We start from the raw sequence: 18,853 nt of genomic DNA, 5'->3' as shown, positions 1-18,853 counted from the left end.
GGCTGGGTGGACGAACGGGTCATGTGCCGCATAGCGCGCGTTGGCTAGCTTGGCCGCACGGAGCGCTGCGCCCGAGGCCGACCGGACCAGCCGCGGGTGGTGGAGGACCTGCTCAGCGAGGTCCCGCCGACCGCGAGGGTGTACGAGGAGGAGGCCGGGTACTGGGTCCCCCGGAGTAGCCGTTGTCACCGGTCGCGAAGGCGAACAGCACACCGGGCACCCGCCAGTGGCTGTCGTCGCTGGTCTGCGAGGAACTCTCGGAGTCGCTCCAGGAGTTGGAGACGAATACGGCGCCCAGCTTGACCGCCTCGTCGTCGGCGGCGTAGAGGTTGGGGTCGTTGTTGTCGGTGGCCTCCACCAGCAGGATGTGGCAGTCGGGGCAGGCCGCCGACACCGCGTCGAGGTCGAGGGTTATCTCCGCGGACCAGCCCGAGTCGCCCTGGGGGTAGCTGGTTCCGCCGCTCTGGTTGACCTTGCGGAAGCAGCCGTTGGCCGTGGTGCAGGCGGACAGGCCGTACTGGGAGCGGTAGACGCCCAGGTCCTTCTCCGCGTTGGGGTCGTCGTAGGCGTCCACGATCGCCACCGTGGCGCCGCTGCCCCCGCTGGGCAGCGCATAGGCTGACTTGATGTCAGCAGGGCCGTAGCCGGAAGGGGTTGCCGGTCGGATGCCGGTTCCTCCGGCCAGGTCGGTACGCCGCTCGGCCTGGCAGGTCGCCCAGCCGGGGGACGCGTCCGCGCAGACCCGCTGCACGTCCGAGGCTGCCTGCGGCGTCGACTGGGCGTGGGCGGCGCCGGGCGTCAACGCGCCGGCCAGGGCCAGCGCGGAGACGGCGGCCCCGGCCAGGAGCCTGCGGACAAGGGGGTGGGGGTTCCTCATGTCGATCCCTTCGGTGAGCGGGTGATCGCTGCCCGGCGGGACATGCAGGGGTGCTGCGCGGACGAGCCGCGAGTCGCTGCCGCCGGGATGTGCAGGAACCGTAGGGGCGTTCGGGCGGCGGCGGAGGAGCGAGGCCCGACAATGTCAGGAACGCGACACGGAAAGGGGCAGGGGCGTGCCAGGACCGGCGGGGCAACTCCTAAGGAAAGTCAGGTAGTTAGCGACGCGCGGCCGTACGGCAGCGGCTACGCGGTTGCCGCCCCGTCACTGTCGCCGTTGCCCGACCGCAGGGTGAGCAGCGTGATCTCGCTCGGTGCGAAGACCCGGAAGGGCGGCCCCCAGAAGCCGGTGCCCCGGCTGGTGTAGAGCTGGGTCCGCTCCCCGTGCCGGCTCAGGCCGTGCACCACCGGCTGGTCGATCCGGACGAGGAAGTTGAACGGCCAGATCTGGCCGCCGTGGGTGTGCCCGGAGACCTGCAGGTCGATGCCCGCGGCGGCGGCCTGCGGGACGTACTTGGGCTGGTGGGCGACCAGCAGGACGGGTCGGGCGGGATCCGCCCCGGCCAGCGCGCCGAGCAGGTTCGCGCGGTGTCCGGCCAGACCGGAGGACTCCGCGGTGACGTCGTCCACGCCCGCGAGCACCAGGGCGTCCCCGCCGCGCTGGACGACGACATGGCGGTTGTGCAGCGGCTCCCAGCCCAGTTCGGCCATCCGGTCCAGCCAGCCCTGGGCCTCGCTGGAGTACTCGTGGTTCCCCGTCACGTACACCTTGGCCAGCCGGGACCGGATCGTCCCGAGCGGCGCGGACTGCTCCCGGCGCTGGACCGGCGTGCCGTCGGCGATGTCGCCCGCGTGGACCACGACATCGGCGTCGAGCGCGTTGACCGCCTCGGCGACCCGCGCCGACCAGGCCGCCCGGTCGATCGGCCCGTAGTGGGTGTCGGCCAGCACCACGACCCGGGTCCCGTCCAGGCCGCGGCCGAGCCGCGGGAGGTGGACGTCCAGCCGCGCCACCCGGGGCACCCGCATGGCTTCGTAGTGCCCCCAGGCCAGCAGCCCGGCCGAGACCGCGGCGACGGCCAGGGCCACGATCCTGGCCCGGTCGGCGCCGCCGACACCGCCGACACCGAGCCCGATCAGCACCAGGTGCACCAGGCTGCCCAGCACCGACCAGGTGAACAGCACCCAGACCGTCCCGAGGCTGGTGTCCGCGACGCGGGCGGCCCGGTCGTCCCGCCGCGGCCCGTGGCCCGCGACCATCAGGAACGGGAAGGAGACCAGCCAGCAGGCGAAGACGACCGTGCCGACGACGAAGACCGGCAACGGCCAGTCGGTGCCGGAGCCGAACAGCGTCCACCAGGGCGGGAGGCAGAGCACCAGCAGCACGAGGACGATCATCGCCAGCCGCCGAGGCAACGACCGCCGGGGGCGGGTGCGGGCGCCTGGGCCTGCGTTCTCGCCCGCGTTACCGCCTGCGTCCGGGGTCTCGCCCGCAGCCGTGGCCGGGGTCTCGGTACTCCGACCCCCGCCGTCCGTCCGAAGGTCCGACCCCGACCTCGACCCCGACCCGCTGGATCCGCTGTCTGCCACTGCGCCGCCCTTCACGTCCGCTGTCCCGCCCCCGGACCTCTATCATCCGGCACGCGACGACGGCCCCTCAGCGGCACCCCGCTCCCGCCCTTGGCCCGACGCGTCAGCCGCGGCGCAGCTGCAGTGCCGAGCGGCCCGCGTACCGGGCCTGGGCGCCGAGTTCCTCCTCGATCCGGATCAGCTGGTTGTACTTGGCCGTGCGGTCGGAGCGTGACAGCGACCCGGTCTTGATCTGCCCGCAGCCGGTGGCGACGGCGAGGTCGGCGATGGTGGTGTCCTCGGTCTCCCCGGAGCGGTGCGACATGACCACCGTGTAACCGGCCTGGTGGGCGGCGTCGACGGTGGTCAGCGTCTCGGTCAGGGAACCGATCTGATTGACCTTCACCAGGACGGAGTTGGCCACCCCCTCGCGGATGCCGTCGCGCAGCCGGTCGACGTTGGTGCAGAACACGTCGTCACCGGTGAGCTGGCAGCGGTCGCCGAGCACCTGCATGAGCAGCTTCCAGCCCTTGAGGTCGTCCTCCGCCATCGCGTCCTCGATCGAGGCGATCGGGTAGCGGGAGACCAGGCCGGCCAGGTACTCGACATGCTCCTCGACGCTGCGCTCGACCCCTTCGCCCGCGTAGTCGTAGACGCCGTTCCGGTAGAACTCCGAGGTGGCCGGGTCCATGACCAGGGTGATGTCCTCCCCCGGGGTGTAGCCGGACTTCTCGATGGCGTCCACCACGAACCGCAGGGCCTCGTCCGCGGTGCGCAGCGCGGGGGCGAAGCCGCCTTCGTCGCCCACCGCGGTGCTGTGACCGGCGTCGGAGAGCGACGCGCGCAGGGTGTGGAAGACCTCGGAGCCCATCCGCACCGCGTCGAAGAAGTTCTCCGCACCGATCGGGGCGATCATGAACTCCTGGAAGTCCAGGGCGTTGTCGGCGTGGGCGCCACCGTTGATGATGTTCATCATCGGCACCGGCAGCAGCCGTGCGCCGACTCCGCCGACGTAGCGGTACAGCGGCTCCCGGTGTGCGGCCGCGGCGGCCTTGGCGGCGGCCAGCGAGGCGCCGAGGATCGCGTTGGCGCCGAGGTTGCCCTTGTCGGGGGTGCCGTCGAGGTCGATCATGGTCGTGTCGATCAGGGCCTGCTCCTCGGCGTCGAGGCCGAGCAGCGCTTCGGCGATGACGCCGTTCACGGCGTCGACCGCCTTGCGCACGCCCTTTCCGTGGAAGCGCGCGGGGTCGCCGTCGCGGAGTTCGACGGCCTCGTTCGCGCCGGTGGAGGCCCCGGAGGGGACAGCCGCCCGGCCCAGCGAACCGTCCTCCAGCAGGACGTCGACCTCGACGGTGGGGTTGCCCCTGCTGTCCATGATCTCGCGTCCCAGGACGCGGCGAATCGCAGTCATCTCTTGTCTCTCGTCTCTCCAGAGGAAGTCGGTCAGCGGGCGGCGAGCAGCAGCAGCGAGTCGATCACGCGGTTGGAGAAGCCCCACTCGTTGTCGTACCAGGCGACGACCTTGACGTGGCGTCCGTCCACCCGGGTCAGTGCCGAGTCGAAGATCGCCGAGGCCGGATTGCCGGTGATGTCGGACGAGACGAGCGGCTCGTCCGAGTACTCCAGCACGCCGGCGAGCGGCCCGTCCGCGGCCGTGCGGTAGGCGTCCAGCACCTCCTCGCGGGTCACGTCGCGGGCGACGGTGGTGTTGAGCTCGACCAGCGAGCCCACCGGCACCGGCACCCGGATCGAGTCGCCCGACAGCTTGCCGTCGAGCCTCGGCAGCACCAGTCCGATCGCCTTGGCCGCGCCCGTCGTGGTCGGCACGATGTTGACGGCGGCGGCGCGGGCCCGGCGCGGGTCGCGGTGCGGACCGTCCTGGAGGTTCTGCTCCTGGGTGTAGGCGTGCACGGTGGTCATGAAGCCGTGCTCGATGCCGGCCAGCTCGTCCAGGACCCCCGCCAGCGGCGCGAGCGCGTTGGTGGTGCACGAGGCGTTCGAGACGACGGTGTGCAGGGCCGGGTCGTAGGCGTCGGTGTTGACGCCGAAGGCGAGGGTGACGTCAGCGCCGTCCGAGGGAGCGCTGACCAGGACCCGCTTCGCCCCCGCGTCGAGGTGGGCACGGGCGTCCTTGGCCGAGGTGAAGCGGCCGGTCGCCTCCAGCACGATGTCCACGCCCAGCTCGGCCCACGGGAGTTGCGCGGGCTCGCGCTCGGCCAGCACCTTGATCCGGCGGCCGTCGACGACGAGGGTGTCCCCGTCGACGGTGACCGGGCGGCCGAGTCGGCCCGCGGTGGTGTCGTAGGCGAGCAGACGGGCGAGCGTCGCGGGCTCGGTGAGGTCGTTGACGGCGACGACGTCGAGGCCGGAGCCGGTGCCGGGCCCCGTCTCGCGCTCCAGCAGCGCGCGCAGCACGTTGCGTCCGATGCGGCCGAATCCGTTGATGGCGATGCGGGTCATGACCGGGTGTCCCTCCGGGTGGGTTCGGGTTTCACCTCCAGGTTCGCGCGGCAGATCGGGGCGTGACAGCGGCGAGATCGCCATGGTCCGCAAGGATCACGCCACGGCCGCGGGGCCCTCCGGGGCATCGGCGGCCTGCCGAGCCTGCGTGCCACTGGGCCGCCCGCGGGTCCGGGGCTACCTGCCCCGGGGGACCGGGGGCACTCGCCCCGCGGGTCATCGGCCGCCCGGCGGGCTACCCACCCCGCAGGTCACTGCCCGCCCGGCGGGCCACTCGCCCCGCGGGCCACCGCCCGCCCCGGAGGCACTCGCCCTGCGGGTCACCGCCCGCCCCGCGGGCTACCCACCCCGGAGGCACTCGCCCTACGGGTAACCGCCCGCCCCGCGGACCACCCGCCCCGCGGACCACCGCCCGCCCCGCGGGCTCCCCACCCACGGGAACGGTCTCCCCGAAGGGTCTATTCACCCCGCGTGAACGTCCGCCGGTACTCGCTCGGCGTCGTGCCGAGGATGCGCTGGAAGTGCGCCCGCAGGTTCGCGCCCGTGCCGAGACCGACCTCGGCGGCGATCCGCTCGACGCCGAACTGCGACCGTTCCAGCAGCTCGCGCGCCATGTCGATGCGGGCGCGCATGATCCACTGCATGGGCGTGTATCCGGTCTCTTCGGTGAAGCGCCGCGAGAAGGTACGGGGCGAGACCGCCGCGTACCGGGCGAGCGTGTCGAGGGTGAGCGGGTCGCCGAGCCGGTGCAGGGCCCACTCGCGGGTGGCGGCGAACCGCTCCCCGCCCGGCTCGGGCACGCTCCGCGGCACGTACTGGGCCTGGCCTCCGCTCCGGTAGGGGGCTGCGACCAGGCGTCGGGCCGCGTGGTTCGACGCGGCCACGCCCAGGTCGCCGCGCAGGATGTGCAGGCACAGGTCGAGGCCGGAGGCGGCGCCGGCCGAGGTCAGCACGCTGCCCTCGTCCACGAAGAGCACGTTCTCGTCGACCCGGACGAGCGGGTGCTTCGCCGCGAGCACCCGTGTGTAGTGCCAGTGCGTGGTGGCGCGCCTGCCGTCGAGCAGATCCGTGGCGGCGAGAGCGAACGCGCCGGTCGAGATCGCGGCGAGACGCGCCCCCCGAGCGTGTGCCGCGAGCAGCGCGTCGACCACCGCCTGCGGCGGGTCCTCCCGGTCGGGAAACCGGTAGCCGGGGATGAAGACGATGTCCGCCCAGCCGAGCGCGTCGAGCCCGTACGCGACGTCGTATGACAGCCCGTCACCCCCCGCCACCAGCCCGGGCGCCGCCCCGCACACCCGCACCTCGTACGGCATGCTCGCCCGCGTCGTGAACACCTGCGCCGGAATCCCGACATCCAGCGGCTTCGCCCCCTCCAGAACCAGCACGGCAACGCGGCGAGCAGGGGAGTCGGACACACAGGAGAGCCTACGACCGACAACCCCCGGAGCAGCCCCGCGGCACGACACAGCCTGCGCTGCGCGGCTCGGCTCGGCCCAGGAGGCCGAGGCGGTTCCCCAGCGCTGGTCCAGGCAATAGACCGCGCGAGGAGCACGAGGTCCGTACGCGTCCGAGCGAGCTCAATCTTGGCCGAAACTGAGCCGGGACATGCAGTAGGGCCAGCACCGACGAAGCCGTGCTGGCCCTCCGAACTGCTGCGGATGCGAGATCCCCCGACAATCGAGCCAGGTCGAAGGCGGCTGAGGCGCTGGGAACGGCAACTGGTGCCGGCCGGTCACCCACGTCGGAGGCGAAGACGTACCGGTTCGGTTGCACTCGCCTGGAGGATGCAACAGCAGAGGCAGGTGTGAAGAGCGCCTTGCAGCGTGCACGGGCCCGGCTCCAGCAGCTTGCGTCATCTGAGGACGTCGTCGTCGCGCCGTCTGACCTGCAAGTCCGTAATCGGATCGACAAGTACGTGTCGGCCTACCGTGATCAAGACGTCCGCGGGCTCGTTTACCTGCTGCGGCAGGACATTGAACAGGAGAATTCCATGCCCGGTCCTCTCGGTCAGTAGGTGGCTCTGGCCTCGATGTTTCGTGACGTCCGTCGGTTTGCTCGGCGGGCCGTTTTGGTTGTTCGGGCTGGTCGTGGGCATGGCTGTGGCCCACCGTCTCGAGCGATGGCGTCGCCGCCGGCGAGGACCAGAGCCTGGAGCGGCCTTTCGGCCATGACATCGATCCGAGAAAGCTCTTCGCCTGGGCCGGCGTTACGGCGAGCTGGCCCAATCGCACCGAGCCCGGCGGAACCCGAGGCCTGGACGACTATCTCACCCGGGACTTCAGCCACAACATTGGCGCCGAGATCATGGGCCGCAACAAGTTCGGACCCCAGCGCGGTCCGTGGCGCGACGACGAGTGGCGCGGCTGGTGGGGTGACGAGCCGCCGTTCCACATGCCGGTGTTCGTCCTGACCCACCACAAGCGTGCGTCGATCACGCTCTCCGACACCACGTTCCACTTCGTGGACGGCGACCCCGCCACCGTTCTCGCCCAGGCACGGGAGGCCGCGCAGGGCATGGACGTCCGGCTCGGCGGCGGCGTGACCACCGTCCGGGCGTTCCTCGACGCGGACCTCGTCGACACCCTGCACGTGGCCGTCTCACCGGTGACGTTCGGGTCCGGGCTGCGCCTGTGGAACTCGCCCGAACAACTACTGGACCGGTTCCACCTGGAGGTCGTACCCAGCCCGAGCGGCGTGGCCCACCACCTCTTCTGGCGCAAATGACAAGCCAGACGATGCGGGAACTGCAGCACGGCCGGCACGAGTGTCCCAGCAGATGAATGCACAGCTTGCGGGCGAGTCACCCCTGCGGACCCCCGGTACGAGGGGCTGCCCTCGGTGGTTACGAGGTCTTCAACCACTTCCTCGCGATCTGTCGCAGCAGCCCTTTCACTGTTGTTCCGCTTCGGCAACGCCCCAGCGCATCAGCTCGCCAGGGCCCTGAGGGTGGCCGACGTCCGGGAAGACGTCGCCGACCCGATGGTGCAGGCCGTGTCTGAACGGTGACCCGGAGAACGGTGAGGGACCCGACCGCAGTGCGGTCTGGTCCCTCGTCTGCCCAATCGGGCGGAAGGGGAGGACACGAGATTCCAACTCGTGAGGGGTTGCCCGCAGCACGCTTTCCAACTGTTCGTCCGGGGGGCCGAGTGGGTTCGGTGGCGTCCTGACCTGCGGATCGGTTCACCGTCGCGTAGCCGTCGGACCCTGGTGAACGAGGCTGCGTGCAACCCGAACTGCAACCCTCCCCGCAGTCTCGCGACTGGGTGCGCGGCCGGGGCGAGGTGCTACTTCGGTCGTACGGGCTTTGTAGAGCGCCCGGCCTAGCCGTAGCGCAATGTATGACGCCGCGATACGCTGGCTCCATGAAGACCATCTCCCAGCGGGAACTTGCCGCCCGCTCCAAGGCCGTACTCGACGATGTGGAAGCAGGTGAGACTTACCACATCACTCGAAATGGCACCGAGATTGCCGAGGTGCGCCCGCTGGGAGCCCGCCGCCGCTTCGTCCCGGTGGAGGAGCTTCAGCGGAAGTGGCAGCATGCGCCGCGCATCGACGCGGAACGGATGCGTGCGGAGGCCGACGAGTTCTTCGGCAGCGAAGACCGCGTTGGTGAGAGTGACAATCCGTGGGAGCGCGCATGACCAGGAGGCTGTCGCACGGAATGCTGGACACGTGCGTCGTCATCGATCTGCCGGTGATCGATGTCAGTCTTTTGCCCGTGGAGGCGGCTGTCTCGTCGATCGTCCTCGCGGAGTTGGCGCAGGGCGTCGCGATGACGAAGGATCCGGTGGAGATGATGACGCGGGCCCAGCGCTTGGCGGACGTCGAAGCGGAGTTCGCGGCCGTCGCCTTCGACCGTGAGGCAGCCCGAAGGTTCGGCACGCTCGTCGCACTCACCGTCAAAGCAAAACGTGATCCCCGTCCCCGTCGAATGGACTTGATGATCGCCGCGACCGCTGCCGCGCAGGGCCTCCCGCTCTTCACGCGGAACGCTGACGACTTCAAGGGGCTGGAACAAGGCGTCACTGTCATCCCCGTGTGAGCCGAGGTGAGCTGTCCGGGCCAGGGAGCGCGAGCCCGGAGTGCAGTCCTGGCGGGCGCTGGAGGCCGACCCGGTGTGGACAAAGCACAGAACAACGACGGGTGGGCGACAACGATGAAGGGCCGGACGCGATGCGTCCGGCCCTTCATCTGCCCTGGCGGGCGGGTGCGGAGGATACGAGATTCGAACTCGTGAGGGGTTGCCCCCAACACGCTTTCCAAGCGTGCGCCCTAGGCCACTAGGCGAATCCTCCGTGGGAGAGCCTACTAGACGTTTGGGGGTGCTCGCGAACATGATCCGGGTGAGCTGACCTGGGGATGGCGTGAGGAGGCCGCGGGGAGGGTGAGCGGGGTGGGGGTGGTCACGGGGGGTGTCGGCGATCCGCTACGCTGTTTACCAGCCCCTCGTGTGGCGCTATCTCGCTGAACCCCCCCAGGGCCGGAAGGCAGCAAGGGTAAGTGGGCTCTGGCGGGTGCACGGGGGGTCCTGTCGTTTCTCAGGGACCCACGCTTGTCGGTGGGGACCGTTAGGGTCAGTGACGTGTCGCTCGCTCTCTATCGCCGCTATCGCCCCGAGACCTACGCAGAGGTCATCGGCCAGGAGCACGTCACCGGTCCGCTCCAGCAGGCGCTGCGCAACAACCGGGTCAATCACGCGTACCTGTTCAGCGGGCCGCGCGGCTGCGGCAAGACGACCAGTGCGCGGATTCTGGCGCGCTGTCTCAACTGCGAGCAGGGGCCGACGCCCACACCCTGCGGGGTGTGCCGGTCCTGCACCGACCTGGCGCGCGGCGGGCCGGGCTCGATCGACGTGATCGAGATCGACGCCGCCTCGCACGGTGGCGTCGACGACACCCGCGACCTGCGGGAGAAGGCGTTCTTCGCGCCCGCGTCCAGTCGCTTCAAGATCTACATCATCGACGAGGCCCACATGGTCTCGACGGCCGGCTTCAACGCCCTGCTCAAGGTGGTGGAGGAGCCGCCTGAGCACCTGAAGTTCATCTTCGCGACGACGGAACCCGAGAAGGTCATCGGGACGATCCGCTCGCGCACCCACCACTACCCCTTTCGGCTGGTTCCGCCGGGGACGCTGCGGGACTACCTCGCGGACGTGTGCGGACGGGAGAACATCCCGGTCGAGGACTCGGTCTACCCGCTGGTGGTCCGGGCCGGGGCCGGATCCGTCCGTGACTCCATGTCGGTGATGGACCAACTGCTGGCCGGGGCCGACGACGGCGGTGTGACGTACGCCATGGCGACGGCGCTGCTCGGCTACACCGACGCCGGGCTGCTGGACGAGGTGGTGGACGCCTTCGCCGGGCAGGACGGGGCAACCGTGTTCGGCATCGTCGACCGCGTGATCGAGGGCGGCCACGACCCGCGGCGCTTTGTCGCCGACCTGCTGGAACGGCTCCGCGACCTGGTCATCCTGTCGGCGGTGCCGGACGCGGGGGAGAAGGGCATCATCGACGCGCCCGCGGACCGGATCGCGTTGATGGAGCAGCAGGCACGGAAGTTCGGCCCGGCCGAGCTGAGCCGTGCGGCGGACATCGTCAACACCGGGCTCACCGAGATGCGCGGGGCGACCTCGCCCCGGCTGCAGTTGGAGCTGATCTGCGCACGGGTGATGCTTCCCGGCGCGTACGACGACGAGCGGTCCACGCAGGCGCGGCTGGACAAGCTGGAGCGGCGGGCGGCGGCGTCCTTCGGCGGGGGTGTTCCCACAGGGGGGACGGTGGGGGCCGTGGGGGCGGCGACCGGGGTGATGCCGGTGATGGAGGCGTCGCCGGTGCAGTATCACCAGCCTGCTCAGCCGCCTGTCGCGCAGCCGGCGCCAGCGCCTGTCGTTCGGGAGCAGCGGGAGCAGTCGCAGCAGGCTGCCGCGCAGGTGGTGCCTGGCGGTCAGCCGTCGGTGGCGACGGCGGGCGCTGCTGCGCCGGTGCAGGACGTGGCGGCGGTGGCGCCACCGCGGGGGGCCTGGCCGGTGCCGCGGAGCTTCGCGCCGGGGGGCGAGAGCGTTCAGCCGCAGGTGGCGCAGGTGGCGCAGGCGCAGCAGGCACCGCAGGCGTCGGAGCCAGTGGCTGCGCCGACGCCGACCCCCGCCCCGGCTTCGGTGGTGCCGTCGCCGACGCAGCAGGCCCCGCAGCAGGGGGGCGGCGGGGGTGGGCTCGGGCAGGTGCGGCAGATGTGGCCGCAGGTGCTTGAGGCGGTGAAGGGTCGGCGGCGGGTGACCTGGATGCTGGTGCAGCAGGCACAGGTCGCGGGCTTCGACGGCAGCACGCTCCAACTGTCCTTCGAGCACGCGGGCAGCAGGGACGGGTTCGTCAACGGCGGCCACGAGGACATCCTGCGGCAGGCGCTGCAGGACGCATTCGGCGTGTCCTGGCGGATCGACTGCATCATCGACCCCTCGGGGGGCCGGGCGGCTGGCCAGGGGTCGAACCTCGCACCGGGCGGGGGAGGGTCGGGGCCGGGGTTCGGATCGGGGTCGGGATACGGGCCGGAGCAGGGGTACGGGCAAGGGCAGGGACAAGGGGCCGGGCAGGGACAGGGGTTCGGGCAGGCGGGTGCGCAGCAGGCACCGTCCTTCGCGGCTTCGCCGTCTCAGGCCTCGCCGACGCAGCAGCCTCCGGCTCAGCCTTCTCAGCCTCAGCAACAGCAGCAACAGCAGCAGTCGCCGCCCGCTCAGCCGTCGTCGATGCAGGGACAGGCTTCGGCTCGGCCGTCCGCGGGTTCCGGGGGGGCGGCGGCGGTTGCGTCGTCCGGGTCTGCGGCGCAGGGGGCTGCGTCGGGTGGCGGGTCAGGCCTGCAACCGATGTCGCCGGATGACGAGACGATCCCGGAGGATGAGGCCGGTTACGGCCAGGGCATGGTCTCCGGGCCTGAGTTGATCATGCGCGAGCTGGGCGCGACGGTGATCGAGGAGATCGAGCACGATCGCTGACGCCGAGCTGTGCGAGCTGGGCGGAGCTGTACGGCCTGTGCGACCTGTCCCGGGTAACCGGGGCAACTGCGGCGGACGGTCGGTGCGACCACGTAGGCTCAAGCGCGAAGCGTCCGTTGCGGATGTGCCGCATCGCGTCGCCTCCCTCTCTATTCATATCCATGTGACGAGCAGACCCTCAGGACAGGAGCGAGCCATGTTCCCCGGTGGTGGACAGCCCGACATGCAGGCGCTGCTGCAGCAGGCCCAGCAGATGCAGCAGCAGCTCGCCCGTACCCAGGCCGAGCTGGCTGAGACGACCGTGCAGGGCACGGCCGGCGGTGGCCTGGTGCAGGCCGTGGTGAGCGGTACCGGCGAGCTCAAGGGCCTGGTCATCGACCCGAAGGCGGTGGACCCCGAGGACACCGAGACGCTGGCCGACCTGGTCCTGGCCGCGGTACGGGACGCCACCGCCGCGGCGCAGAAGCTCGCGGCCGAGCGGCTCGGTCCGCTGGCCCAGGGCCTCGGCGGCGGCGGGATGCCCGGCCTGCCGTTCTGACGTCGTCGACCGCGGGGTTGCTGGTCGTCGGTCTCCGGTCGTCGGTTGTCGCGGCCCGGCGGGCGGGGCCCGCGGACCACGGCGGCTCATGCGCCCCGGCGCGTGGGTGTGACTGTGTCGGGAGGCTGTGGCTGCGGTCGCGGTCAGAGGATGATGGCAACCGCGGCCGCCGCGTCAGCGGCCGAGTCGCAGCCAACGACGACCGCGAGAACCAGAACCACGACAGCGCGACAACCGCGAGAGCAGCAACAGCAGCAACCAAGGCCGCAGACAGAAGAAGGGCAGGGACGGAAGCGTGTACGAAGGCGTGGTCCAGGACCTCATCGACGAGTTGGGCAGGCTGCCCGGCGTCGGTCCCAAGAGCGCGCAGCGGATCGCCTTCCACATCCTGCAGTCCGACCCCGTGGACGTCCGCCGGCTGGCGAACGCGCTGAACGAGGTCAAGGAGAAGGTGCGTTTCTGCGCGGTCTGCGGAAACGTCTCCGAGTCCGAGCGCTGCCGGGTCTGCCTGGACACGCGCCGCGATCCGACGGTGATCTGCGTCGTCGAGGAGCCCAAGGACGTGGTGGCGGTCGAGCGGACCCGCGAGTTCCGCGGCCGGTACCACGTGCTCGGCGGGGCGATCAGTCCGATCGACGGCGTCGGCCCGGACGACCTGCGGATCAGGGAGCTGATGACCCGTCTCGCCGACGGCGTGGTCACCGAGCTGATCCTGGCCACCGACCCCAACCTTGAGGGGGAGGCGACCGCGACCTACCTGGCCCGGCTGCTGAAGCCGATGGGCCTGAAAGTGACCCGTCTGGCCAGTGGGCTGCCGGTCGGGGGAGACCTGGAGTACGCCGACGAGGTCACCCTCGGGCGCGCTTTCGAAGGGAGACGACTTCTCGATGTCTGACATCACCACGGACACCAGCACCACGGCCGCCGCCGGCACCGCCGCTGACGTGACCGCATCCTTCCGCCCGGAGGAGCCGGACGACTTCGCGGTGCAGATCGCGGACTCGGTCGACAGCTTCGTGCTGTCCGTCCACGAGATCGCCAAGGGCGACGAGCCCGGCAGCGCCATCTCCCTGTTGCTGCTGGAGGTCTCGCAGCTGCTGCTGGCCGGCGGTCGGCTCGGTGCGATCGACGACGTGCTGCCGGACGACCGCTACGAGCCGGACACCGGCCCCGACGCCGACGAGGACGAGCTGCGCCAGCGCCTGTCCGAGCTGCTCGCGCCGATCGACGTCTACCACGAGGTCTTCGACCCGTACGGGCCGGTGGACAAGCCGGTGGCCTGCCGGATCTCCGACGACCTGTCCGGCGTGGTCACCGACCTGGAGCACGGCCTGGTGCACTACCGGGACGGCCGGATCTCCGAGGCCCTGTGGTGGTGGCAGTTCTCCTACCTGGCGAACTGGGGCTCCACCACCGCCGCTGTGCTGCGCGCGCTGCACTCGCTGGTCGCCCACGTCCGGCTGGACAGCCCGATCGGCGCCCCGGTCGACGGCGCGGACACCGACGACGACGGCCTGACCGACGAGCAGCTGGAGCAGCAGGCGGGCGCGCTGATGGCCGCCGAACTCGGCCTGCACGGGAACTGAGCGCGGCGGGATCCCCAGGCGGCCCCGGATCTCCGCGCGGCGCCGTAACGGCCTCCGAATCCGCCCCGGACCGCAAAATTCCCGGTGATCTCGCCTGATGGGCACCAAATCCCACCATGCGGAATGCACTAGGGTCTTCCTGCCTGCTCGATAGACTGGGCCGACCGCACAACCAGGTACAGAACGAGGAGCGCACGTGGGCCTTGTCGTGCAGAAGTACGGCGGCTCCTCCGTCGCTGATGCCGAGGGCATCAAGCGAGTCGCCAGGCGAATCGTCGACACCAAGAAGGCCGGCCATGAGGTCGTCGTCGTGGTGTCGGCCATGGGCGACACGACGGACGAGCTCATCGATCTCGCGGAGCAGGTGTCGCCCTTCCCTGCGGGCCGCGAGCTCGACATGCTGCTGACCTCCGGAGAGCGCATCTCCATGGCCCTGCTGGCGATGGCGATCAAATCGCTGGGTCACGAGGCCCAGTCCTTCACCGGGAGCCAGGCCGGGGTCATCACCGACTCGGTCCACAACAAGGCGCGCATCATCGATGTGACGCCCGGTCGGATCCGTACCGCCCTGGACGAGGGCAACATCGCGATCGTGGCCGGGTTCCAGGGTGTCTCCCTGGAGGGCAAGGACATCACCACGCTGGGCCGCGGCGGCTCGGACACCACCGCGGTCGCGCTGGCCGCCGCGCTGCACGCCGAGGTCTGCGAGATCTACACCGACGTGGACGGCGTGTTCACCGCCGACCCGCGGGTGGTGAAGAAGGCCCAGAAGATCGACGAGATCGGCTACGAGGACATGCTCGAACTGGCCTCGTCCGGTTCGAAGGTGCTGCTCGCCCGCTGTGTCGAGTACGCCCGGCGCTACAACATGCCCATCCATGTACGGTCGTCCTTCTCCGGACACGTCGGGACGTGGGTCCGCAACCAGCCCGAAGGGGGCGCAATGGAGCACGCCATCATCTCCGGGGTCGCCCACGACACGTCGGAGGCCAAGGTCACCGTCGTCGGAGTCCCCGACAAGCCGGGCGAGGCGGCGCGGATCTTCCGTGCCATCGCCGACGCCGAGGTCAACATCGACATGGTGGTCCAGAACGTGTCCGCCGCGGCGACCGGTCTAACCGACATCTCCTTCACCGCGCCCAAGGCCGACGGCCGCAAGGCCATCGAGGCGCTGGAGCGGGTGCAGGGCGGGATCGGCTTCGAGTCGCTCCGCTACGACGACCAGATCGGCAAGATCTCGCTGGTCGGCGCCGGGATGCGGTCCAACCCCGGGGTCACCGCCACCTTCTTCGAGGCGCTGTCCGACGCCGGCGTCAACATCGAGCTGATCTCCACCTCGGAGATCCGCATCTCGGTGGTGACCCGCGCCGACGACGTCAACGAGGCGGTACGCGCCGTGCACTCGGCATTCGGCCTGGACAGCGCGACCGACGAGGCCGTGGTCTACGGCGGCACCGGCCGCTAGAACGCACACGTAGAAATGGCATGAACAGGCCCACCCGCTCCTTTGCGGGTGGGCTTTGTGCAAGTCGTCGGGAATCCGGTGACGCGGGTAGCGCCGACCCGTACCTTGGGACCGTCAACGGATACGGGAGGGCGACGGATGAGCAGCGGGCATGACAATTGCTCCGCGGTTCCGTACAACCTTCACCCGGAGTCGCACGTCAAACCTTCGTGGCGACAATCCTGGCGGAACGGATGGGAAGCTTGGCAGCACTGGGGGGCAGTGCTGTGACCGCGCCTTTCCCGAACATACGCCGAGCCGGGGCCGACCATGCGACGGATCGGCACACCGGCCGCCACGCGGCCGACCGGCATGCGAGCGACCGCCACGCGACCGACCGGATCGACGCCGCCTCGGTGGTGACCGCAGCCGCCGAGGGCACCAGCGTCGACCAGCTCACCGAGACCTACCAGGCGCACTACCGCTCACTGCTCGGCCTCGCCGCGCTGCTCCTGGACGACACCGCTTCCTGCGAGGACGTGGTCCAGGAGGCGTTCATCCGCGTCCACGCCGCCCGGAGCCGGGTCCGCGACCCCGAGAAGACCCTCGCCTACCTGCGGCAGACCGTGGTCAACCTCTCCCGGTCGACGCTGCGCCGCCGGATCATGGGCCTGCGGCTGCTGCCGAAGCCGATGCCGGACATGGCCAGCGCCGAGGAGGGCGCGTACGACGCGCTGGAGCGGGACCACCTGCGCCGGTCGCTGCGCGGGCTGCAGCGGCGCCAGCGCGAGGTACTGGTGCTGCGCTACCTCGCCGATATGACGGAGGCCCAGGTGGCGGACAGCCTGGGGATCTCGATCGGGTCGGTGAAGGCCTACGGTTCGCGGGGTCTTGCGGCGCTGCGGATCGCGATGGAGAGCACGTCATGAGCGGCAACGACCTGTCCCCTGAACCGCGGGCCGCGGTCCGGGTCGTCCGCCCGGGTGGCAACGCCTCCGGGCGGGGAGCCGCACCGCAGGCGCCGCCGCCGATGCCGATGGCCCCGCCGACGTCGCTCCCGCCGTGGCTGGGAAGCGCGGGGTCGGGAGGTGCTTCAGGAGGTTCGGAAGCTCCGGGAGCTGCCGCCCCCGGCGACCCGGGCTTCGGCACCGGGATCCGGCCGGAGTCCGGGACCCGGCCGGAGGACCCCGAGGCCGAACTCACCTCCGAGCAGCGCGAGATCCGCGACCTGCTGCACCGGTCCGTGGCCGACCTCGCGCCGATGCCGGGCGCGCTGGAGCACCTGCGACGTGCCGTCCCGCGCCGACGCCAGCGCAGGCGGCGAGCGGTCGGGTCGGTCGTCGCCACGGTCGCGCTCTGTTCGCTCGGAACCCTCGCGCTGCACTCGGCCGGGGTGTCCATCGACTCGGCCGCGGGTCCGCAGGGCAGTCCCTACGGCGACTCGTCGAGCGCCGCGCCCAACCGTCCCGGCGTGGACCTCACCGCCAGCCCGACGCAGGTCCCGATCGGTCCCGGGCAGCTGCTGCCCGGGGTGGGCAGCTCCTTCGGCGCGGGTGCGGCCGGGCAGGGCGGCGGCGACTCCGCCGGGCCCGAGTCGTCCGGGCACCCGGATCCGTCGCTGACGCGTCCGCCCGGCGCCGCGCCGGGCGGCGGGTTCACCGTGGGCGGCTCGGCGGGCACGTCCGGCGGGGCCTCGGCCCCGGTCGCCGAGTGCGTCCGGGGCCAACTGGGCGACGGCGCGGACACGGTGGGCACACCGGACGCCGCCGGGGTGGTCTACGGCACGTTCCAGGTCACCAACATCTCCACGACGAGCTGCAAGGTCTCGACGCCGGGGGCGGTCTCGGTGCTCGCGGTGTCCGGTACCGACAAGTCCTGGGTCTCGGTGACCCAGCACACCGTCGGCGACCCGGCCGGCGGGCTTCCGCAGCCCGCGGCGACGCCGTACCCGGTGCTGCTCGCCCCGGGCGGCTCCTACCTGGTCGAGTTCGCCTGGGTGCCGACGACCGGTGCCGGGGCGCCCAGCTGCGCCGCCTCCTCCGCGCCCGGCAGCCCCTCACCCGCGGCGCAGGACGCCAGCACCGGCTCGGACACGGGCACCGGCGACACCGGCACCCCGGCCCCGGGCGGCGGCACCTCCCCGTCGATCACCCTGGGCCACACCCCCGGCGCCGGCGGCAGCACCGCGGCCAGCGCGGTCATCGCCAACGCCTGCGCGGGCACCGTCTACCGCACCGACCCCCTCCCCCCGGCGGGGTGAGTCCTGCGGGTGAGCTGAACCCCACGGCGGGGTGAGGCCCGCGGCAGGGCTGGGCCACGCACCGGGCGGACCACGCAGGTGGGGCTGAGTCTGCGCCGACGTAAGAAGGCCGACGCACCCAGACGCTGCCCGCCACCCCCGGCGGGCCACCGCCGCGGGCCCGTGCCTGCCCTCACCGGCCGGGCTGCCGTGGGGGCGGACCCCCGTGCCGGGGGCCGGGGGTGGCTGGTTACCGTGGTGGGTGTGTACCGGTTCCTCCTCACCCCGCGTTGGCTCGGCATCCACCTGTTCGCCGTGCTGGCCGTGCCTGCGTGCATCTGGCTGGGCGTCTGGCAGTTGAGCCGCTTCGAGCTGCACAGCCACGCGAGCAGCCACGCCGCGACCGAGGTCGCGGCGCTGAACCGGGCCGTCCCGCTCGCGCCACTGCTCAAGGGGCCGGACGCGCAGACGGTCACCGCCGCCGACGTCGGCCGGGAGATCACCGTCAGCGGCCGGTACGACACCGCCCACCAGCTGCTGGTCCCGAAGCGCACGGTGGACGGCCGCTCCGGCTACTACGTGCTCACGCCGCTGCGCCCGGCCGACGGGGGACTGCCGATCCCGGTGATCCGCGGCTGGACGGCCAGGGCGAGCGCGGTCCCGGCCGCGCCGGTCGGCACCGTCGAGCTGCGCGGGCGGCTGCAGACCTCCGAGGACGCGAGTTCGCCCGAGGTCATCGGCAGCGGCGGCCTTCCTGCCGGGCAGGTCGGCATGATCAGCCCGTCCACCCTGGTCAACGTGCTGCCGTACACCGTCTACGACGGCTGGATCGCCCTGGACAAGGGCGGCGAAACCAGCAGCGACGCGGTAGCGCCCGCAGGCACGGCCGCCCCGGCGGTCACGGCCGCCCCGGCCGCTCCCGCGGGCAGCTCGGCCGCGGCCACCAGCACTGACGGGCTGACCGCCGTCCCCACCTACCAGCCGACCGGCGGCGCCGGACTGACCCTGCGGGCGTTCCAGAACCTCGGCTACACCCTCCAGTGGTTCGTCTTCGCCGGATTCGTGATCTTCATGTGGGCCCGCTTCGTGCGCCGCGAGGTGGAAGTGGCCCGGGACCGCGACCTCGGCCTCACCGCGACCTGAGCCGCGGACAAGA

Annotated in this window: 16 protein-coding genes, 1 tRNA gene and 1 other RNA gene; 12 read left to right on the top strand and 6 right to left on the bottom strand. The window is 71.5% G+C overall.

What is annotated here, in order from left to right:
• Window positions 1-112 precede the first annotated feature (112 nt).
• The 5 genes from ACEZDE_RS14440 to ACEZDE_RS14420 all read right to left on the bottom strand — a co-directional run bounded on the left by ACEZDE_RS14440 (window position 113) and on the right by ACEZDE_RS14420 (window position 6,320).
• Window positions 113-877 (bottom strand): hypothetical protein, encoded by a 765-nt coding sequence (locus ACEZDE_RS14440; RefSeq protein ID WP_380536292.1) that lies wholly within the window; start codon window positions 875-877, stop codon window positions 113-115.
• A gap of 245 nt (window positions 878-1,122) precedes the next feature.
• Window positions 1,123-2,274: a metallophosphoesterase gene (locus ACEZDE_RS14435; RefSeq protein ID WP_380536290.1), complete on the bottom strand. Its 1,152-nt coding sequence runs from the start codon at window positions 2,272-2,274 to the stop codon at window positions 1,123-1,125.
• Window positions 2,275-2,569: 295 nt separating this feature from the next.
• Entirely contained in the window at window positions 2,570-3,856 is a 1,287-nt protein-coding gene (gene eno / locus ACEZDE_RS14430; RefSeq protein WP_380536288.1) for a phosphopyruvate hydratase, read from the bottom strand.
• Between the two features lie 32 nt (window positions 3,857-3,888).
• Entirely contained in the window at window positions 3,889-4,905 is a 1,017-nt protein-coding gene (gene gap, locus ACEZDE_RS14425; protein ID WP_380536287.1) for a type I glyceraldehyde-3-phosphate dehydrogenase, read from the bottom strand.
• A 458-nt stretch (window positions 4,906-5,363) separates the two neighbouring features.
• The gene (locus ACEZDE_RS14420; RefSeq protein WP_380536285.1) at window positions 5,364-6,320 is read right to left on the bottom strand and encodes a GlxA family transcriptional regulator; all 957 of its coding nucleotides are present in this window, start codon (window positions 6,318-6,320) and stop codon (window positions 5,364-5,366) included.
• A gap of 682 nt (window positions 6,321-7,002) precedes the next feature.
• Here ACEZDE_RS14420 and ACEZDE_RS14415 point away from each other — a divergent pair.
• From ACEZDE_RS14415 to ACEZDE_RS14405, 3 genes are all read left to right on the top strand, one after another.
• Complete coding sequence (locus ACEZDE_RS14415) at window positions 7,003-7,629, top strand: dihydrofolate reductase family protein (protein ID WP_380536631.1); 627 nt, start codon at window positions 7,003-7,005, stop codon at window positions 7,627-7,629.
• A gap of 638 nt (window positions 7,630-8,267) precedes the next feature.
• Window positions 8,268-8,546 (top strand): type II toxin-antitoxin system Phd/YefM family antitoxin, encoded by a 279-nt coding sequence (locus ACEZDE_RS14410; RefSeq protein WP_380536283.1) that lies wholly within the window; start codon window positions 8,268-8,270, stop codon window positions 8,544-8,546.
• Window positions 8,543-8,947 (top strand): type II toxin-antitoxin system VapC family toxin, encoded by a 405-nt coding sequence (locus tag ACEZDE_RS14405; protein ID WP_380536281.1) that lies wholly within the window; start codon window positions 8,543-8,545, stop codon window positions 8,945-8,947. Before ACEZDE_RS14410 ends, ACEZDE_RS14405 begins: the two co-directional genes overlap by 4 nt.
• Before the next feature lie 168 nt (window positions 8,948-9,115).
• On the opposite strand, the gene ACEZDE_RS14400 is transcribed toward ACEZDE_RS14405, so the two are convergent.
• Window positions 9,116-9,200: transfer RNA gene (locus ACEZDE_RS14400), tRNA-Ser, on the bottom strand.
• A gap of 142 nt (window positions 9,201-9,342) precedes the next feature.
• Here ACEZDE_RS14400 and ffs point away from each other — a divergent pair.
• The 9 genes from ffs (at window position 9,343) to ACEZDE_RS14355 (ending at window position 18,840) form a co-directional block, all read left to right on the top strand.
• Window positions 9,343-9,441: signal recognition particle sRNA small type (gene ffs / locus ACEZDE_RS14395), an RNA gene on the top strand.
• A gap of 46 nt (window positions 9,442-9,487) precedes the next feature.
• Complete coding sequence (locus ACEZDE_RS14390) at window positions 9,488-11,890, top strand: DNA polymerase III subunit gamma and tau (protein ID WP_380536279.1); 2,403 nt, start codon at window positions 9,488-9,490, stop codon at window positions 11,888-11,890.
• A 196-nt stretch (window positions 11,891-12,086) separates the two neighbouring features.
• Entirely contained in the window at window positions 12,087-12,428 is a 342-nt protein-coding gene (locus ACEZDE_RS14385) for a YbaB/EbfC family nucleoid-associated protein (RefSeq protein WP_380536277.1), read from the top strand.
• 295 nt (window positions 12,429-12,723) lie between these two features.
• Window positions 12,724-13,323 carry a recombination mediator RecR gene (recR, locus tag ACEZDE_RS14380; RefSeq protein WP_380536275.1) on the top strand — a complete coding sequence of 200 codons (600 nt, stop codon included), beginning with the start codon at window positions 12,724-12,726 and terminating at the stop codon, window positions 13,321-13,323.
• Window positions 13,316-14,014, top strand: coding sequence for a DUF5063 domain-containing protein (locus ACEZDE_RS14375; protein ID WP_380536273.1), 699 nt, complete (start codon window positions 13,316-13,318; stop codon window positions 14,012-14,014). Before recR ends, ACEZDE_RS14375 begins: the two co-directional genes overlap by 8 nt.
• 196 nt (window positions 14,015-14,210) lie before the next feature.
• Window positions 14,211-15,479, top strand: coding sequence for an aspartate kinase (locus tag ACEZDE_RS14370; RefSeq protein ID WP_380536271.1), 1,269 nt, complete (start codon window positions 14,211-14,213; stop codon window positions 15,477-15,479).
• Between the two features lie 266 nt (window positions 15,480-15,745).
• The gene (locus ACEZDE_RS14365; protein WP_380536269.1) at window positions 15,746-16,387 is read left to right on the top strand and encodes a SigE family RNA polymerase sigma factor; all 642 of its coding nucleotides are present in this window, start codon (window positions 15,746-15,748) and stop codon (window positions 16,385-16,387) included.
• Window positions 16,384-17,718 (top strand): hypothetical protein, encoded by a 1,335-nt coding sequence (locus ACEZDE_RS14360; protein ID WP_380536267.1) that lies wholly within the window; start codon window positions 16,384-16,386, stop codon window positions 17,716-17,718. Before ACEZDE_RS14365 ends, ACEZDE_RS14360 begins: the two co-directional genes overlap by 4 nt.
• Before the next feature lie 243 nt (window positions 17,719-17,961).
• Window positions 17,962-18,840: an SURF1 family protein gene (locus ACEZDE_RS14355; RefSeq protein WP_380536265.1), complete on the top strand. Its 879-nt coding sequence runs from the start codon at window positions 17,962-17,964 to the stop codon at window positions 18,838-18,840.
• The last annotated feature ends 13 nt before the right edge of the window (window positions 18,841-18,853 follow it).

The sequence above is a fragment of the Streptacidiphilus cavernicola genome (genome assembly GCF_042510955.1).
Classification (GTDB): Bacteria; Actinomycetota; Actinomycetes; order Streptomycetales; family Streptomycetaceae; genus Streptacidiphilus; species Streptacidiphilus cavernicola.
The sequence above is the reverse complement of the archived record's forward strand: the minus strand, read 5'-3'. Positions and strand labels throughout refer to the sequence as shown.

Excerpts from the sequence above, each read along its gene's own strand:
- ACEZDE_RS14440 (WP_380536292.1), bottom strand. The coding sequence starts at position 877 with ATGAGGAACCCCCACCCCCTTGTCCGCAGGCTCCTGGCCGGGGCCGCC.
- ACEZDE_RS14435 (WP_380536290.1), bottom strand. The coding sequence starts at position 2,274 with ATGATCGTCCTCGTGCTGCTGGTGCTCTGCCTCCCGCCCTGGTGGACG.
- eno (WP_380536288.1), bottom strand. The coding sequence starts at position 3,856 with ATGACTGCGATTCGCCGCGTCCTGGGACGCGAGATCATGGACAGCAGG.
- gap (WP_380536287.1), bottom strand. The coding sequence starts at position 4,905 with ATGACCCGCATCGCCATCAACGGATTCGGCCGCATCGGACGCAACGTG.
- ACEZDE_RS14410 (WP_380536283.1), top strand. The coding sequence starts at position 8,268 with ATGAAGACCATCTCCCAGCGGGAACTTGCCGCCCGCTCCAAGGCCGTA.
- ACEZDE_RS14405 (WP_380536281.1), top strand. The coding sequence starts at position 8,543 with ATGACCAGGAGGCTGTCGCACGGAATGCTGGACACGTGCGTCGTCATC.
- ACEZDE_RS14385 (WP_380536277.1), top strand. The coding sequence starts at position 12,087 with ATGTTCCCCGGTGGTGGACAGCCCGACATGCAGGCGCTGCTGCAGCAG.
- ACEZDE_RS14375 (WP_380536273.1), top strand. The coding sequence starts at position 13,316 with ATGTCTGACATCACCACGGACACCAGCACCACGGCCGCCGCCGGCACC.
- ACEZDE_RS14360 (WP_380536267.1), top strand. The coding sequence starts at position 16,384 with ATGAGCGGCAACGACCTGTCCCCTGAACCGCGGGCCGCGGTCCGGGTC.